Raw genomic sequence first — 16,997 nt, forward strand, 5'->3', positions numbered from 1 at the left:
CGATGCCGTAATCAGTTTATCTGATCAGGCATTGGGCTGCAGGTTTTTTAACAAGCCAGCACAACCGTCTTCGACAATATCCATAACATGATCAAATCCATGTCTGCCGCCGTAGTAGGGGTCGGGCACTTCGGTGAGGTTATGATTGGTACAGAAGTTTGCGAAAAGTTGAATTTTTTCCAGTTGCTGATCGTTGGTAGCGAGGAGTCTGGCGTCCGCTAAGTTTGCTCGGTCCATGGCCAAAACCAGGTCGAATTCCTTCAAGTCGCGCGACGTGAGAGGGCGCGAATGACCGATGACAGGGATATCTCGTTGGCGCATTGCAGCTTGCATTCGGTGATCTGGCGGTGAGCCTTCATTATAGCCAATGGTGCCTGCTGAATCAATATGAAATGCCTCACTCAATCCCGCTTCATCAACGAGGAATTGAAAGACACAATGAGCCGCTGGTGAACGGCAGATATTGCCCATGCACAGAAAGAGTATGCTTTTCATTTTTTAAAGCTAGCGAGGTACTGGGCATCGGCAAGGAAATCGCGCCCGCTTAAGCGTTAGCCTTTGCTGATTCAGTCGCTAGACGCTCAAGCATGGGTGCGCGAGTTAAACCTGCGGGGTAGAGTTGCCACACATCGTTGCGTCCTTCGTTTTCCAAGCGCCAACCGGGCGGTCCCCACCAACTCCATTCGGGGCGATTGTTGTGCACAGTGCCGAAAGTATTAGCACGGTTACCGTAGCAACGAATGCGCAGATGGTGTTTGCCGACGGCGAGTTTGCCTAGCTCGGCGCGATAAGGCGCGTATGCGATCGGTCCGCAATCAGCATCATTACACCAAACGCGTAGCAACGAACCACCGAAGTTCGGGCAACGAAGTGAATAGAGGTCAGGCGAATCAATCTGGATCACGCATTCATAGTCGAGGTTTCCGCCGTAAAAAGGTAATCCTTGGGTGACAACATTGCCCCAGTATATGGGCAGTGTAGAAGTTAGACGAGCATGTGCGCCGCGTATTGAAACGTGGAAGTCGCCGAGTAGGTAACACCATTCCAGGTGGCGGTTGACGGCGTCCAACTCGAGTGAAATTTCCAATTTATGTTCGCCGGCCGTGAGCGTGGGTAGAAGCATTGTGGGAAGATCACGGTCGACCCACCACCCCGAAGCCAGAGCGGTGAGAGGCCTGTCATCAAGCGTGATCGTCGCTTCGTTCAGGCGCTCGCACATCAATTGAACGCCAGCAAAATCCGCATCGCAAATTATGGTGAAGCGGCAATCAATCCGATGTTTCGGGCCAGCGTCCTTGACCGAGTATGGCTGAGCCCAGTCCGGCCAGTTAAAGCGTTTCGAAAGCTCGAGTTGTGTCATCATGCTATCTTGAGCGGCGTGCCAAGACTCATCTGCCATTCGCCATTCTGGGCGATCAAGCAAGAGCACATTTGGTTCATTGCGGGTGACGCTTATCGGCTCGGCACAATCACCCAGCACACTCCATTTAATAGAAAGCAGATCACATTGGCCAGCGCCAGGAATTAGTCGTAACAAGCGATGGCTCTGAGGATGGCATTCCCATGGGATCACCGTCCAGTCGTAATCTTGATGGTAGGCGCAGGGAGATTCGCCACCAGTCTCGGTATCTAGCTCAAGGACTTGCCATTGACCGCGTACTCTAATTGACGAAGTATGATTGAAAGTGTCCCAAGGTCGGGACTCAAGGTCGCGTCTGATTCTGTTACTGCAGAATAAAATACGCTCTTCTCCGGTCTGCCGAAGTTGGTGGTTTATAGTAGTTATTGGATATCCGCTGGCATTGGTTATAGAGATTTCTCGCCAAGATTCGAGGGATTCGCACAGCGCCATAGAGTTAAAACTGATTTGCTTTGCATCACAAAGTAATTGCTTAGGTTCGTGACTCTGTTCGCCATCAAAGCATGCGGGAAACGTGCCCATGATAACGACTGTTCCGCCACGTTTGAGGAAGTCTTTCAGGCTTTTCAGCGTGCTACGTCGAATGGTAGTCATGCTGGGTAGAACAATGACTTCATAGGCCATTTGGCCGACTTTCAAAACAGGTTTTTCGGTTTGATTCTCTTGTTGGGGAAGTAGGGATTCAGCAATGAAATCGAAATCGAATGCTCCTTCGAGGAGCCAATCTACGGTTTGCTTAAAATCTTGCTCAATTTGCTCGGAAGTGGGTCCATCAAGACTATTAACACCACGGTGCAACCAAATACTTTCGACGGGATGGACTACACCGATTCGGACGATCGGGCGGCCTGTGGTGAGCGCTGCACCAACACGGGCAAAATGATCTTCGACTACAGAGTACTCACGATACCATGGCGACTGTGGGCCAATTGCGGCTGGAAAGTCACGTTTGCTTTGGCCTTCCATGCTAAGCCATGCTAGGTGATGGACACGCAGGGTAATGCCAAGTGCGGCCTGCCAGTCACCCTGTAGCTTGTGGCCGGAGAAAGGGAAGTCCCAGTTGGTTACGCCATAGAGTTCACTCAACACGTCATCACGGCCATCTTGTCGGGCGACGCTTACTGCTTGTTTTACAGTGGCAGGCAGATAGTCGTCGGAGAGTAGGTCGACGCCGGGAATTTGAAAGCCACGATATTGACGCATGCACTCGCCAACGCTGGCAACCTGACTGGTTAAAGAGTCTTCATTGAGCATGTGGCCAGTTAGCGCGATGCCATGTTGTCCACACCAGCCGCCAATGCGGTCACCGAATGCACGAGCAAATCGTTCGCTAAGGTGGTCCCAATATCGCCAGCGCCAAGGGCTTGGCCCACTGGGCGTTGGCCAGACAATGTAAGGTAGTATGTCGAGTAGCTCAGTGCTATAGGCTTCATGGAAGGAGTCACGCAGGTCACCTGTCCAAGCGAAAGTTGTTCTGCCACCAAAGGGCTGGGCCAGAGTTGCGTTGGGCCCGAAGTTTGGTTCATCAGAGAAAATTGCGGGGATGTCCGCTGGGAATTCGCCCCCGAAATGTTGGCGGTAGACCTCATGAGTACTGGCGATAAAGGCATCAATCGCTGCAGTACTTAACGTATCCACGTATGCCGCGCCATTGTAGCGATCATTGTTTTCTGCAATGACGTGTGTTAGAAACCAGCATTCTTCGTCTCCATCATCGTAGGGGATGCGTTGACTGTCGAGTATTCTGCCTTTTGCATCCAACTTGACGCGATAGGCGCACAAGGGCTGGCGATATTCTGATATAAGTTCGGGTGGTTGACCCTTATGCAGGTCGACCCAGTTACGACGATGCGTGAGCTCGGTGGTGACGGCACCACCAGCAAAACCAGACGGCCAAGTGTCTTCGTCGTAGAGGTAGCTTAACATGCCTTTGCTCGCGCCATAGTCGCGGGCGGCGGAAATCGCAGCCATGAATTCTTCTCCTAGGTAATCATTTTGCAGACCAGCGCGGACATGGAGGTGGTAGCCACCAATGCCCATTTCAGCAAAGGCGTCGATCTGTTCGCGCAGACGATCGTGGTCGGTCAGGTCATGGTTGAGTGACCAAAAAGGCGCCCCTCGTAATTTGGCGGGCGGAGTGCGGAAACGTTCGAGATCAAAGGTCATGGCTGGGGTTCCTAACGTTTGGTTATCGTGGGATACCAGACTGATTGTATTTAGTGAAGCAAGCCCAGAGCATGCGAATTCAACTTGAAACCAACACTGGCATTTTACGCCAACCATTTAGTGGAATGGCTTCTGGACGAGTCGTCTCGGGGATACCGAGTGCGGCTAATTCCTTGAGCCACGGGCGCAACTCAGAGGCGCGCTGATGTTTGTTAACAAGGCTGCCGATTTGTTTACGACGTTGGGTGAAAATTGCACGGATCGTCTCTCGTTGTGCTGTGTTAAAATGGAAGGCGTCGGGTAAGCGCTCCAGATGAAGTAACGTGGAATCGACGTCTGGCGTTGGGTAGAAGCATTGTCGGGCGACACGGTGACCAGGGCGACGCTGATAGGAGGCCTCAATGAAAACTGAAATCGCGCCGTAGTTCTTGTGGCCGGGCGTAGCGGTAAAGCGGTCAGCGGCCTCTTTTTGGAGCATCAAAACGAGGCGGTCGGGAAGGGGGCCTGCGAGGATTTTTTCCATCCACGGTGTTGAGATCGCGTAGGGTAAATTGGCGATAATCTTGTAATTATTTTGCAATGCGAACCCAGCGCGGGGGTGATCAATCGCGTCACCATGAATTAGGTGAAATTTATCCGGCCATTCTGGTGCGAGTGTGTTGGCGAGATTGTCGTGAAGGCGCGGATCGAACTCTATCGCCCAAACCTGTGCGCCAGCCTCAAGGAGAGCGGAGGATAGTGTGCCGAGGCCAGGTCCAATTTCTACGACACAGTCATCGGGTTGTAAATAGGCAAGTTCCAGCGACTTCCGGACGATATTGCCGTCTATCAGGAAGTTCTGGCCGAGTCGTTTGTTAGGTCGATGGCCGAGCCGCTCAAGCAGTGCGCGGGTGTCGCTGGGAGACAATGGCATGTCGGCATTCAGCGTAACACCCTCGCTGCTTGCGAGCAAATTTAGTCGACCACATAGGATCTTCGCTATGCGTGCGCAGCAATACAGGCTGGCTCGGCATATTCGCAAAGCGGGATGCTGGGGGTGTCCATACGGTATTCGTTACGCTCATAGAAGGTGGGTGGTTCGTAGGTCCACCCAGTGGCCAGGCGCTTGGCTTCGTCACGAATCTTCTTGCCCACGATAGGGCTGGCCAGCGCGGCAAGACGTGAGCGCCAACCGAAGCATTTATGGATGTCGCGTAGAATGGCACGCAGCTTTTGCTGGATTTCTGGTTGTTGGCGGAAGTGCTTTATTGCCGCACGGATGACGGGTGGCATGGTTGTGGCCAGATTACTACCGTCTTGCCGAAAACGTTGGGCGATGCGTGTGTCAGGGTGATGCCCGTAGCGCTTCCAGCCTGCCAGCGTGGTGCGGGCAATGCGGATAATGCTCGGGCCATTACGCTCGTATTCTCGGTTGAAAGCGCGAAGAAGCCAGTCGCCCTCCGTGCCGGCAGGGATATTTGCATGGTTATAATTAAAGGTCAGTTGGCCATGGATGTCGGCTGGGTCTATCTCATTTTCGTCCTTCATGACGCCCTTGTCGGTCAATTCACGGTGTAACGCTGTCCCTGGAATGGGCGTATAGAGCATGAATTGGTGAAAATCCGTATCGTGCTTGGCCGCGTGCTCAATCGCATCGGGCAGGTTTTTCGGGGAATGATTTTCCAGTCCGATGATAGTCGAACCGAGGACGCGGATGCCGTGGGATTGCAACTCGCGAACAAGCTCGAAGGTATCGATGCCGGACAATTTTTTGTATTGGCTGTCCTTGCCCTCAATTCCCATCCAGACCCAGCTGATACCTAGGCGGACAAGCTGTTCGATGGAGTAGCTGCGTAGAATGTTTGCTGATGCGAAAACGTAGAGAGACCATGCCTTGCCGTGCGCCTCGATCAACTCTAGCAGGCGTAGGGCGCGTTTACGGTGAAAGAGGAAGTTCTCATCCATCACAAAGAAGCTGTTCACTTGCAGACGTTGCTCTAGCTGCTCCATGATGCGAAATAGTTCATCGCCATCTTGATAGAAGTTAATGAACCGCCCCTTGCCACCAAACATAGCGGATGTGGAACAGAAATTGCAGCCAATCGGGCAACCGACGGAGGGAATCAGAGTCGCGGCGGTATCTCCTGGCTTAGGTTTGAGCGTGAATCCTGCGGACCGGGCACCTAAGCCGGATAGCACTGCGGGGTGATTGAGCGGGCGACCGACATCCTCCCCGAGATATTGGCGAAACCAGCGTACGCCGTCACCACGGACGACATGGTCTGCCTCAACGCGTTCGATGAGATCAGGAATATTCGCAATGTGTCCGCCGATGATAATTCTCGCCTGTGGCTGATGCTCACGAATCAAGGCGCACATGTGCTTAACCTTCAGAATATTCGGTGTGATCGCCGTAATGCCGATAACGTCGTATTCGTGGTCTTTAAGCTCTTGGATAAAGCGTTCACGGACAGGGAAATCCAAGACGGTGCACGGTGCCAAGATATTAGCCTGGATCATCATAATGCCCCAACTACGATGAAACATCCGCAGTGAAAATGGACCCTGCGTACGCGTTACTTGATTATGGTAAAGCTCCATTGGGTTGAGCTTGCGGCTGCCATATTCGTCATCTTGAGCATAAGGGCCAAAGACGCTGGTCAACAAAATGCGCGTGTGCGATCCCCGAGGGTGACGAGGGTGCAGGGGGGGGGGGGCAATGGATTGTGGTGAAAGTGTTGAACTAGTTTGCATGTGTTGAGAGTGGACACGCATTCCAGCGAAAAACCCATGATAAACCGTGAGTATGAGTCTCTTAGAAGCGTTGCTGGCGATTCGCTCAAGCACCGCAAATAATTAAGCAGCTGCCGCTCTTTTAAGCGTGGCTGATGCTGGCAATTAGACTTCTGCCTTCTTTAAGCCTGATGAAATGCTTTGACGAGGTCCGTTGGGTCTTCCTCACGCATGAGAGCCTCACCGACTAGAATTGCTTGGGCACCGCAAGCATGAGCACGGGCCGCGTCCTCGGGCGTGAAAATGCCGCTTTCGCTGACCGGAATCACGTCGTCGGGCATCTGTGGGATGATGAGTTCGGAAATTGCCAGATCAGTGACAAAACGGCTCAAATCACGGTTATTGACTCCGACAATACGTGGGCCAAATTCCAAGGCACGATCGAGCTCTCGCTCAGTGTGGACCTCGAAGAGGGCGTCGAGCCCAGCAGCTTGGGCGGCATCGTACAGGCGGTCGATTTCGTCGTCTTCGAGTGCTCGGACGATGATTAGGATACAACGTGCACCGGCTTCTGCAGCTTCGACAATCTGGATTGGGTGGACGAAAAAATCTTTTCGCAGACATGGAATATCGCGGCGGTGGTCGCTGAGGAAATCCGTGACATTCCAGAGGTCGCGCAGGCTGCCGCCGAAGTATTTTTCGTCCGTGAGTACAGATAGGCAATCGACTTCGGCGTTCTGGTATTTACGGGCTTGCTCGGTGGCGTCGGGGAGCTCGGCAATCTGCCCAGCAGAGGGCGAACGCCGTTTGATTTCGGCAATCACCGCTAGGCCACGGCGCGCACGTAGTGCTTCAGCAAAACTCTTGCCTGTCTGGTTTTGACTGAGGCGATTGAGTTCGCTGTCGCGCACCGGTCGGATGCGGTGTTCAATCTCCTCGCGCTTATGCGCCATGATTTCAGCAAGTTTGTCCATTGTGTAAGGAAGAAATGAAATCATATATATTCCCGCTGGCAAGGCGGGAGGCTTGTTCAACTTCATTTTGCTTTAAGGGGCCATATCATCTATATGCCAATGTCATTGGTTGAGATTGACCGGCCCAATTTGCGGTATGAGAATGTTCCTCTCATGAGCACCCTCCAGACAACCCATCTGCCCTTTGGCCCCTCCAATATCGAGCTGACCTTTCCCAACGAAGTAGACATCCTAACAATGGGGACGCCGGTTGCGTTGGAGAATCCCATACAGTGCGTGCAAGAGGCCCTCAATGACTCGATTGGAAGCCCAGGCTTAGATGAGATCATAAAACACAAATTATTGCTCAACGCCGATCCATCGGCAGTGATTGTCATCTCTGATAATACCCGTCCAGTGCCCTACACAGGTGAGTCCGGGATCTTGTGGCCTATTGTGGAGCGTCTGCTTCAGCACAAGGTGCGGGCCGAGGAAATTATCGTGCTAGTGGCGACAGGCATGCACCGCGGGCTAACTGATGCCGAGATCACGAATATGATCGACGCTCGCGTGCTTGCAGCTGGCGTGAAGGTGATTAACCACGACTGCCAGGAAGATGAGTGGCTGACCCATTTGGGGCAGACTGAGCGTGGTAGCGAAATTTATATCAACCAGCGTTATTTGGGCGCGGATATCAAAATCCTGACCGGCCTCGTGGAGAGCCACTTTATGGCGGGTGCCTCGGGTGGGCGGAAATCGATTTGTCCAGGGTTGATCGGTGAAGCCAGCACATTCGTGTTCCATGGTGCACCGATGATGGCACACCCGAACACGACCGACCTACTTCTCGACGGCAATCCTTGCCATGAGGAGTCTTTCGAAGTCGCAAGCAAGGCCGGGGCGGATTACATCGTCAACGTTACACTGGACCATCAGTTTCGGCTGACGGGCGTTTTTGCTGGGAATCTGAAAGATGCGCACGAGGCAGCAGTCGAGCACTTGAAGACCTACACCGCGGTTGCTTGCGAAGGCGAGTATGACGTCGTCATGACGCACGCGGGCTTTGTAGGCATCAACCACTATCAGGCCGCAAAATCGGGCACCGTCGCCGCACGCATTGTCAAGCCAGGCGGTCACGTGCTCATGGTCGCGGACAATACCGATACGGACCCGGTTGGCAGTCTGGCCTATCGCACGGTGCTGCAAATTCTGACTCTTAGCGGGGCGGAGGCGGTTGAAAGAATCCTGCTTTCGCCGGACTGGACCTTTATTCCTGAGCAGTGGCAGGTGCAGATGTGGACGCGGCTTTTTAAGAAGATTCCGTTGCATCATTTCCATTACTACAGCCCGCAGTTTGGCGAGGCGGAATATCGTTTGGCGGCTGGATCACGGCTGACGGCATTGGCGGGCGTGGACGCTGCCAGCGAGCCGGAGTCGCTTATTCCCGAGCTATTCGCCCGTAGCTTGGAGAAGCTTCAGGCTGAGCACGTCGGCCCCGATCCTTTGCGAGTCGCCTACTTGAAGGACGGCCCGTATGGGATACCGCTGCGATAGAGTATCGTTGTTGGGGGAAATTTCCCCTGCGCTTTTATAGGCTGAAGGGTTGGATTTGTTGTTATTGAACGGTTTCCAGTCTAAAAAACGTGTTGTGAGCGAGGCATGGATTCTATATCTCTTTGGTCATACTTATGGCTTCGATTAATGATTTACGGGAAACAGTTGCGCGCTTACGCGGGCCGGGAGGATGTCCATGGGACATTGAGCAGAACCATCGTTCGCTATGCGACTGTCTGGTTGAAGAATGCGCCGAGCTGCTGGACACCATTGATCGGCTTGATTTCGAGCACATGCAGGAAGAATTGGGTGACGTGCTTCTCCAGGTGATCATGCACACGCAGATGGCCGAGGAGGAAGGTCGGTTCTCATTTGATGAGGTTGCCCGCGACATTAACGAAAAACTGGTGCGCCGCCATCCGCATGTTTTTGGTGATCTTGATTTAAAGGATTCCGACGCTGTGCTCAAGAAATGGGAGGAAATCAAAGAAGAGGAAAAAAAGAACGGCTTACGCCCCTTGGAAGATGGCCCCTTTAAGCACCTACCGCCGCAGTTGCCTGCGCTGCGTTACGCACTGAATATTTACAAGCAAATCGCCAAGAAAGAACTGCCCGTGGAAGGTGAGTTCTCGCTGCCTGTTGTGGCTGAATTGGCAGACGGCTTGACCGAAGAAAAGGCAGGACGCGCTCTTTTCGAGCTGGCTGCCGCCTGCCGTGAGGCAGGTATTGATCCAGAATCCGCATTGCGTCGCCATGCCAGCGCAGCGCAACGCTCCATCGCCGAACGTGTCTCAGAAACAGAACAATCTCCGGCTCGTTGAAGTCCCCACCAGCGAAGGTGCGCTTCTGGTCCCTTACGAGATCCGTCGGTCGCGCCGGGCGCGTCATATTCGTTTAAGCGTGGGGCTGCATAATCATGCGCTTTTATCTGTGCCGTGGCGCTGTGCATTTGTTGAAGCGGTAGAATTTCTGCGTAGCCAGGGCGACTGGCTTTCGCGGAACTTGAGTGAGCATCCCACGCGCACATCGTTGCGCGAATATTTGGAACGCCATCCTCGTCTGTATGGTCTGGGTCGTGCATTTCGTCTCACGCAAGGCTTCACGCGCTCCAAGCCATTTTATGTCTATTCCACCGAAACCGACGAGGTTGAACTGCGCATTTCAGCCGAGGGGGACCAAGAGCCAAACCTTGTTCGTTTGGTGCGTGAATTTGCGCAAGAAATCATCGACCTGCGAACGCGGGAATTGGCGAAGATCGCCGACGTGTCGATCAAGCGCGTGAGCGTGCGTGATCAGGCGACGCGTTGGGGGTCGTGCTCGAGCACTGGCACGATATCGCTGAATTGGCGGTTGGTGCTACTGCGACCCAATTTGCAAGATCACGTGATTTACCACGAACTGGCCCACGTGCAGGAGATGAATCACTCCGCTTCGTTTTGGAGCCTGCTCCGCGAATACGATGCCAATACGGATGCGCACAACGAGCAGTTAAACTCAGCTGGTGCTCGGTTGATGCCATTGGGACGGAGCTAATATTGTGGGCTTCCCTAACAGGGAGGAGACTCAAATAGGGGGGGGCATATAAGTTATCTCCTTGGCTTGACCCCAGCGCGATTGTCAGGCCTTGTCGGCTGCACATGAATTTAGCGAAAATCATTACCCACGGTGGCGGAGCGCATCGCGACGACTTTCTCGCGTGTTGCCTGTTATTAAGTGAATGTCCAGCACCAATCGAGCGGCGTGACCCAACGGAAGACGAACTGGCTGACGCTAGCATTGCGGTGGTGGACATTGGTCATCGGCATGAGCCAAAGAACTCAAATTTCGATCATCATCAGTTCCCGCGCGACGCCGTGCCGACCTGTGCGTTATCGCTGGTGTTGCAGCAATTGGAGCTCTACGAGCACGCTCGTCAGTTTTGTGACTGGCTGGAAGCAACTGAGCATTTTGACTGTTGCGGCCCAAAGGAAACTGGCGAGTGGATTGGTGTGACGCCGGAGCAAATGCGCCGGCTTGATTCACCGATCGATCCGACGATTTTGCGTCTCTTTTCTCGTCAATCGGCCCATTTGCCCGGTGATCCGCTCTGGGAAATCATGCGTGCGCTTGGAACCGAGTGGGCGGGCTACGTCCGCGGCATGGCTGGGCAGATCAAATTCTTGGCTGAGCACGGTGAATTCTGGGAAATCGAACAGGATGGTGCTACGTTTGAGGTCTTCGCGATTCTGGATCGTAATTCCCCGTTGGGCGATGCGGGGGCTGGGGTAGGTTTCCATCTGAAGGCGTTACAGAAAGACCAGTCGGTCGTCGCGCTGGCGTGTCCAGACAATCGTGGTGAAGGCTTTGGTTTGCGTAAATTCAATGACAGCCCGGTGATGGAATTTACACGTCTCGAAGGAGAATCAGACGTTCATTTTGCACACAAGCGCGGTTTTATCGCGAAAACTTCAGCGCAATCAACGGAGCGTTTAAAAGAGCTGTTGCGGATGGCCTACTTGGGGGCGGGCGAGCGAACTTAGTTAGTCGTAGCGGGCCTTGAGGGCTTTCAGTCCCTGGGTTTTGTGGTAATCCAATTTGGCAGAAAAAACGGAAAAACGTTGGAATTTACCAATTCGCAACTCAGTTTCGGCCTGCCTTGCATAGGCTGCGGCACGTGCCAAGCCCAAGTTGCCCAAACTACCTTTGACATAGTGCACGAGCGAAATGAGAACCTCGGTATTTTCTTGCTGGCAGGCGAGGTCGATTTTGACGACTTGCTCGGCATAGCTATGTTCAAAGGTGTTCATGAGCTCATCTATGAAGTGGGGCATCATGGCTGATCCCACGGATGCTTCCCAGTGCTGTAGATAGTTTTCGTCCAATATTTGAACACATCTCGGTGAAGCGAATTCGTCGGAGTCAGGCATGCCGTTTCAGAAGTTCATTAACAGCCGATTGCAGGAGACTGGGTGCAAATGGCTTGGTAAATACGCGGTCGGCACCCGCGTCGAGCAGTCGCTGGTGCACCTGATGCTCGCCATGTCCAGTAACGACGATTAGCGGCATATTGGCTAGGTCTGGATCTGCACGGATACTTTCAATTAGGTCAAACCCTGACTTTCCAGGTAGCATGACATCGATGATGGCGAGGTCTGGGCGTTCTACTTTTACGAGGTGCTCGGCACCAAGACCTTCACGGCAAATAATGAGCCTACAGTCAAATCGTTTGAGGTTGAACTCAAGCAGCCGAATCATCAGCGGATCATCGTCAGCAATTAATATCGTGCTCATAATTTTTGCCAGTAGAGAAAGGTTTGATCGTCATTGGCGGGAACATGGGCACCGTCGATTTCTTTTCTCAATAGCTTCCAAATCGTTTCAGGAGATTCTTTTTGGAGTGGCATTAGAAATTCAGTGAAATTCTTCCACCCCCATATCTCGCCATCGCGCGCCCATTCAAATAGGCCATCAGTGACCATTAATACACGTGCTGGACCGCTGAGAGAAAAACGTTCGGCGGAGTATTCTGAATCTTTAAAGAGCCCGAGCGGCGGGCCCGAAGGTTCGACGCTGAAATGCTCGCCTTCGCCTATGCAACCTAGCACTGGGCAGTGGCCAGCATTGACTATTTCGATTTTTCGAAGGTTTTTGGGAACGCGTGCAATGGCACATGTAGCAAACATGGTCATGTCTTCGAGTTCTCGGCAAAGCGTGCGGTTGAGCGCCATCATGAGACCGACAAGCGAATACTGGAAGGTCACGCTAATGTGTAGCGCGGTACGAAACATTGCGGCCAGAAACGCGGCGGGGACGCCTTTACCCATGACGTCGATCATGCAAAAGATAATGTCGCCTCCTCGTGTTTCGCAGATTTCAACATGGTCGCCAGAAACTTCCTGAGCAGAACGCCGTCGGACAAACGCGCTCCAACCTTCTCCAGAGGTGAAACTGGGCAGGGGGAGGAGCTTATCCTGCATTTCGGAGGCAATCTCGAGCTCACGGAGAGCTTTGTTTTCGCGATCACGGATTTGGGCGTTGCTGGCGTTCATTACAGCGATGCCAATCAAATCCGCGAAGGTGCGCACCGTGTGGCGAACTGCGGCATTCAATTCCATTTTGGCGTTGTGATTCGCTAGCATTAGTGCGCCACAGACTCGGCCTGCGGCGATCACTGGGCAGATAATGCCGCTGCGGAAATTGTCCAGATTCGGATCATCGGCTCGTCCTGTTTCTGTCCAGCTGTATTCTTCCTCTTGTTCCATGACGAACTGTATTCGGAGCGAATCAGCAGGAACAGCAAAGGCGACATGAGACAGGGCAAGCTCAGCGAGTAAGGCTGATTGAATGACTTCGCCAAGGTAGATGCGGCAGAAGTTATGCGGGGCTACGCCTTGAATATCCGCCACGGCCTGCTTGAGGAAGTCTACCACTGTCTCGCTTTCTACGAGTGCCTCGCCGAGTCGATAGAACGCCGCGAGGCTCTCGTAGCAGGTGGACAGTTCTGTCATCGCTTTATCCATGAGGGCCTCGGATGAGTGGGCCTCGTTCATGTCGTCATGGCGACGTGTGATCTTACAGCAGTAGCCTGTGCTGGACTGCCAGTGTTCAAAGCGGTCGACTAACTTATGTACAATGTAGAGGCCGCGGCCATGTGTGGCAGTCTCGGAAGGCAGTCTGGGTTCTCGAATAACTTCTTTGGGCGGGCCATTGCCAGGATCGATCACACTCAGGCTGATTTCCCGTTCAAATGATTCCCACGAGACTGAGATCAGCGTTTTGGCGTTTTCTTGGCAGCCATGGGTGACTGCATTGGCGAAGATCTCGGTGAGGGCGAGTTGCCAATCATTGATTTCCATGGGGGGGAGGCCCATATCCGCCAGAAATAGGCTGAAGTGTTCGCGCAGCGCATTGACTTCCCCCAATCGAGCGGGCACTAAATACCGTTGTCCGGACAATGCGCCAATCATTACATCAGGATAAAGGAAGCTACCGCGTTGTCGAAAGCGAATTTTGCTTTTCGTTACGTCAGTTGCCGCTAAGGTGTTATTCAGCCCATGAAGCTATTTGACCACTTGATTCAAGAAAAGGCCCAGCTCGAGGTGAAAGTGCTGGTCAGTCGCCTTGATGCGAGCGTATGCGAAGAATTTAAGCGCTACATTGATTCTTTGTGGGCAGAGAATTTGCAACAAATCACGTTGGATATGTCTTCTGTGCACTTCATTGACAGTAGCGGCGTTGGCGCATTGATTGGTATTCAGAAGCGCTGGGGCCGTGGCACAATCATGCTACGCGGAGTGACTAGCCATGTCCGTAGTGTAATCGAGCTACTGCGGTTACAGCGTGAATTTACGCTGCTTGACGAGTAAATTTCTGCTTAAAAGAACCGCATCGTCTTGGATGCCATGCGCTCATGCTCTTCATCTGTGCAAGGAGCATTGGTGGGAACGTCCGCTTCGGCATTACTTGCCTCTACGATCTGGTTGCTAAGCATGTAGTTTTCTACTTCCTCACCGCTTACGTCTGCGAGCATGACGCCATTAATCTCCACGCAAGGAGAGAGGCTTTGGCCCGATTTTTCCACCATTTCTGCGTAGATGTCCGGATTGTTAATGATATCCCGGTCGTCGAATTCGATGTTATATTTTTTGAAGATGGCGCGAACACCATTGCTCCATCCACAATATGGCTTTAACCAAGCAATTACTTTCATAAGTCTGTGTGTGTATTTTGGAAGTGAGTTCCGTTTTAAGCGGGAATACACCCCAATCTACGCTGTTGATCCTAGAAAATCAAGAACGCGCATCAGTTATTTATGACATTCATTTTACGAGAAGTGCCTGACTCAAATAAAAGTTCTAGATTAAGCGTTACTAATCTTAATCGCAGCTTCACTCGATGAGCATTAGCGTTCAGACCAATTTTCGTTTCTGGCGTATTTTTAATGATTGGGCGTTGGACGCTGCAGGCGTGGCGGTTGCTTGGCGACTGGCCTTTGCCAGTGCCTTGGGAGTCACGGTATCGCCAGCGTCCCTATTGGTACTAGGGCTTTCGGTTTGGTTGGTCTATCTGGGTGATCGCTGGCTTGATGTGCGGGGGAGAAATTCAGATGTACTGCCTACACAGCGACACGGTTTTGTAGCCCGGCATGCGAAGCTAGTGTTTGCTGCTTGGGGGGGGGGGCTGCTATTAGATGTTTTTGTGGCGTTTTATGGGCTGAATGCCCCGCAGATTCAGGCGGGGTTGGTCTTATTGGGCATTTGCATTGTCTATACGATTGGTGTTCAGCACAAAGCGCGTGTTCGGTGGACCAAGGAGTTGCAGGTTGCGTTGATCTTTGCTGCTGGCATCGGCATATTTTTCTTCGGCGAATCGCTGAGCCTATCCGCGACAAAGGGCCTCCTTGTGACACTGGCGATTTTCGGTCTAGTCTGCTTCGTCAATTGCGCCCTGATTGCCCGCTGGGAAATTCCCGCTGATGTTCGGTTGGGTAGGCAGTCCTTGGCTCGAGCAATGGGGGAGGGGGTCTTTTGGATGCGTGGATGGCCGGCGTTGATCGGAGTTGCTAGCATCACGATTCGCGGATTGCTTTCACCGGCTATGGGGCACGTTGCGATGGCGCTGGCACTCTACGCGTTCTCTCTCCAGTTGATCGATGGCTTTGAATGGCCTCGAAATCCCGAGGATCGCCGATGTCTAGCCGATGGCCTTTTGTTCGCTGTGGGGTTGTGGGCCTGGTTGGGCTAACTTTTCTTCGCCCGATAATCACGGAAGCTTTCGATGACTGAGGCGATGACGTAAAGGGCGACACCGACTGTGATGCCACTATCGGCGATGTTAAATGCAGGATAGCGGTAGCTGCCAAAATGGAAGTCGAGAAAATCTACAACGTGCCCGTAAGCAAAGCGATCAATCATATTGCCTACGATCCCTCCTATTAATAGTCCGAAGATAACTTGGACGAAGGGGCGGTAGAGCTCAAGTTGCTGGCGAAAGTAAAAAATCGCACCCAAGGCGATAGCGCCGAGGAAACCTAGAATATAGGAATAGCCGCTAAACATGCCCCAAGCCGCCCCATCATTATAGACGTGAATGATGTAGAAAAAACCAGGGATGACGGCGATTAGGCCACCATCGTAGGGACTTGCTCCGGGGGGAACGGTATTGACGATCCACAGCTTGCTCACCTGATCGAGGATGAGCACTACTGCGGCGATTATCCAGAGTCGTGCATAGTTGACGCGGGCGGGAGCGGCGACGTCCTGTTTGGTTGCGTCACTCACGACCTGGCCAGTGTTGTCCATGGATTAATTATCGTCGTCGTCTCCACCGAGCGACATATCATCGTCGTTGTCGGCAAAGACGCCACCACGTTGAGTCCGGGTCTTGCGCTGACGTTCCATTTGGCGCTGACCTTCAAGGGAGTAGCGAGTGAAAGGAACTGCGAGCAGGCGCTCTTTGCTGATCGGCTCGCCTGTGTGTTCACACATGCCGTAGGAGTCATCAAAAATACGCTGGATGGCTTCTTCGATCTCGTAGAGGGCTTCTTGCTCGTTGGAAACAAGACTGAGGGCGAAATCGCGATCAAAGGTGTCAGTACCGGCGTCAGCCATGTGTTGGCCATAACCGGAAAGATCACCAGAGTCTTCGCGGGAAGAGCGCTTGAGGGTGTCGGCGGTGTGGATTTCTAGTTCGTCAGTCACGTGATCGCGCAGTTCCAATAGCAATTTGTAATGTCTCTGCCAGCGTTTGGGTACTTGGCGACCGGGGGGCACATTGCTGTCGCTGCGGCGCTCTGTCGGATTGAACCCAAGGATGTCTGCCAGTGAGGCGGCGGTGTGGGCACGGTTCTGAACGGGTTCGTCAGCTTCAATTTCCGCTACTTTAACCGTCTTTTTTGCAATAACCGTAGGTTTGACCTCGGGCTCAGGCTTCTTGGTTTCGAGCATTTGGGCAACATCTTCCATGGTGAAGACGACTGGCGTTTTGCCTTTCTTCACTTTGAACATGGAGGGAGTATTGCTCCTGCGACGTGCGTTTAGCACTAGCGCCTTGGTCTTTTCGTCCGGAACATTTTGGGGTGCGGCAGGCTTCTCAGCCTTGCCGTTGGTCTTGCTCGTGGTATCTGCCTTAGCAGACTTCACGGCCTTTTTATCGCCTGGTTTGGCGGATTTGCTGGTGGTGGCCTTTTTTGCGGTTTTCTTTTTCGCGGGCAT

Annotated in this window: 17 protein-coding genes; 6 read left to right on the forward strand and 11 right to left on the reverse strand. The window is 52.9% G+C overall.

The features are described 5' to 3' along the window. Window positions 1-24: 24 nt before the first annotated feature. From IE065_RS04255 to trpC, 5 genes are all read right to left on the reverse strand, one after another. Window positions 25-495 carry a low molecular weight protein-tyrosine-phosphatase gene (locus IE065_RS04255; protein WP_189512171.1) on the reverse strand — a complete coding sequence of 157 codons (471 nt, stop codon included), beginning with the start codon at window positions 493-495 and terminating at the stop codon, window positions 25-27. Window positions 496-544: 49 nt separating this feature from the next. Then, on the reverse strand, window positions 545-3,586 hold the full coding sequence (locus tag IE065_RS04260; protein ID WP_189512173.1) for a type 1 glutamine amidotransferase family protein: 3,042 nt from the start codon (window positions 3,584-3,586) through the stop codon (window positions 545-547). Between the two features lie 79 nt (window positions 3,587-3,665). After that, window positions 3,666-4,499, reverse strand: a complete 834-nt coding sequence (gene rsmA / locus IE065_RS04265; protein WP_189512175.1) for a 16S rRNA (adenine(1518)-N(6)/adenine(1519)-N(6))-dimethyltransferase RsmA — start codon at window positions 4,497-4,499, stop codon at window positions 3,666-3,668. A 65-nt stretch (window positions 4,500-4,564) separates the two neighbouring features. After that, window positions 4,565-6,319 carry a B12-binding domain-containing radical SAM protein gene (locus tag IE065_RS04270; RefSeq protein ID WP_189512177.1) on the reverse strand — a complete coding sequence of 585 codons (1,755 nt, stop codon included), beginning with the start codon at window positions 6,317-6,319 and terminating at the stop codon, window positions 4,565-4,567. Between the two features lie 161 nt (window positions 6,320-6,480). After that, a complete protein-coding gene (trpC, locus tag IE065_RS04275) occupies window positions 6,481-7,272 on the reverse strand; it encodes an indole-3-glycerol phosphate synthase TrpC (protein WP_189512179.1) in 792 nt (263 codons plus the stop codon). A gap of 153 nt (window positions 7,273-7,425) precedes the next feature. Here trpC and IE065_RS04280 point away from each other — a divergent pair, with 153 nt between their 5' ends. The 4 genes from IE065_RS04280 to IE065_RS04295 all read left to right on the forward strand — a co-directional run bounded on the left by IE065_RS04280 (window position 7,426) and on the right by IE065_RS04295 (window position 11,324). Further along, window positions 7,426-8,805, forward strand: coding sequence for a lactate racemase domain-containing protein (locus IE065_RS04280; protein WP_189512181.1), 1,380 nt, complete (start codon window positions 7,426-7,428; stop codon window positions 8,803-8,805). Window positions 8,806-8,939: 134 nt separating this feature from the next. Further along, window positions 8,940-9,626, forward strand: a complete 687-nt coding sequence (locus IE065_RS04285) for a MazG family protein (protein WP_189512183.1) — start codon at window positions 8,940-8,942, stop codon at window positions 9,624-9,626. Beyond that, window positions 9,592-10,338: a M48 family metallopeptidase gene (locus IE065_RS04290; RefSeq protein WP_189512185.1), complete on the forward strand. Its 747-nt coding sequence runs from the start codon at window positions 9,592-9,594 to the stop codon at window positions 10,336-10,338. Before IE065_RS04285 ends, IE065_RS04290 begins: the two co-directional genes overlap by 35 nt. Window positions 10,339-10,442: 104 nt before the next feature. After that, window positions 10,443-11,324: an MYG1 family protein gene (locus tag IE065_RS04295; RefSeq protein WP_189512187.1), complete on the forward strand. Its 882-nt coding sequence runs from the start codon at window positions 10,443-10,445 to the stop codon at window positions 11,322-11,324. Here IE065_RS04295 and IE065_RS04300 read toward each other — a convergent pair whose 3' ends face one another. The 3 genes from IE065_RS04300 to IE065_RS04310 form a co-directional block, all read right to left on the reverse strand. Continuing rightward, window positions 11,325-11,591 (reverse strand): Hpt domain-containing protein, encoded by a 267-nt coding sequence (locus tag IE065_RS04300; RefSeq protein WP_189512189.1) that lies wholly within the window; start codon window positions 11,589-11,591, stop codon window positions 11,325-11,327. It abuts the gene before it with no gap. A gap of 112 nt (window positions 11,592-11,703) precedes the next feature. Next, window positions 11,704-12,075, reverse strand: a complete 372-nt coding sequence (locus IE065_RS04305) for a response regulator (protein WP_189512191.1) — start codon at window positions 12,073-12,075, stop codon at window positions 11,704-11,706. Beyond that, entirely contained in the window at window positions 12,072-13,718 is a 1,647-nt protein-coding gene (locus IE065_RS04310; protein WP_189512193.1) for a SpoIIE family protein phosphatase, read from the reverse strand. Before IE065_RS04310 ends, IE065_RS04305 begins: the two co-directional genes overlap by 4 nt. 120 nt (window positions 13,719-13,838) lie before the next feature. On the opposite strand from IE065_RS04310, the gene IE065_RS04315 reads away from it, so the two are divergent. Beyond that, the gene (locus IE065_RS04315) at window positions 13,839-14,150 is read left to right on the forward strand and encodes an STAS domain-containing protein (RefSeq protein ID WP_189512195.1); all 312 of its coding nucleotides are present in this window, start codon (window positions 13,839-13,841) and stop codon (window positions 14,148-14,150) included. An 8-nt stretch (window positions 14,151-14,158) separates the two neighbouring features. Here IE065_RS04315 and IE065_RS04320 read toward each other — a convergent pair whose 3' ends face one another. Beyond that, window positions 14,159-14,494: a glutaredoxin gene (locus IE065_RS04320; protein ID WP_189512196.1), complete on the reverse strand. Its 336-nt coding sequence runs from the start codon at window positions 14,492-14,494 to the stop codon at window positions 14,159-14,161. 185 nt (window positions 14,495-14,679) lie between these two features. Here IE065_RS04320 and IE065_RS04325 point away from each other — a divergent pair, with 185 nt between their 5' ends. Then, window positions 14,680-15,528 carry a hypothetical protein gene (locus IE065_RS04325; RefSeq protein WP_189512199.1) on the forward strand — a complete coding sequence of 283 codons (849 nt, stop codon included), beginning with the start codon at window positions 14,680-14,682 and terminating at the stop codon, window positions 15,526-15,528. Here the strand turns inward: IE065_RS04325 and lspA are convergent. Both lspA and IE065_RS04335 read right to left on the reverse strand, forming a co-directional pair. Next, window positions 15,525-16,085 (reverse strand): signal peptidase II, encoded by a 561-nt coding sequence (lspA, locus tag IE065_RS04330; protein WP_189512200.1) that lies wholly within the window; start codon window positions 16,083-16,085, stop codon window positions 15,525-15,527. The genes IE065_RS04325 and lspA overlap by 4 nt on opposite strands. Window positions 16,086-16,088: 3 nt before the next feature. Beyond that, window positions 16,089-16,997, reverse strand: a complete 909-nt coding sequence (locus tag IE065_RS04335; RefSeq protein ID WP_189512202.1) for a TraR/DksA family transcriptional regulator — start codon at window positions 16,995-16,997, stop codon at window positions 16,089-16,091.

It is taken from the genome of Cerasicoccus arenae (assembly GCF_014651635.1).
In the GTDB taxonomy this organism is placed as follows: Bacteria; Verrucomicrobiota; Verrucomicrobiia; order Opitutales; family Cerasicoccaceae; genus Cerasicoccus; species Cerasicoccus arenae.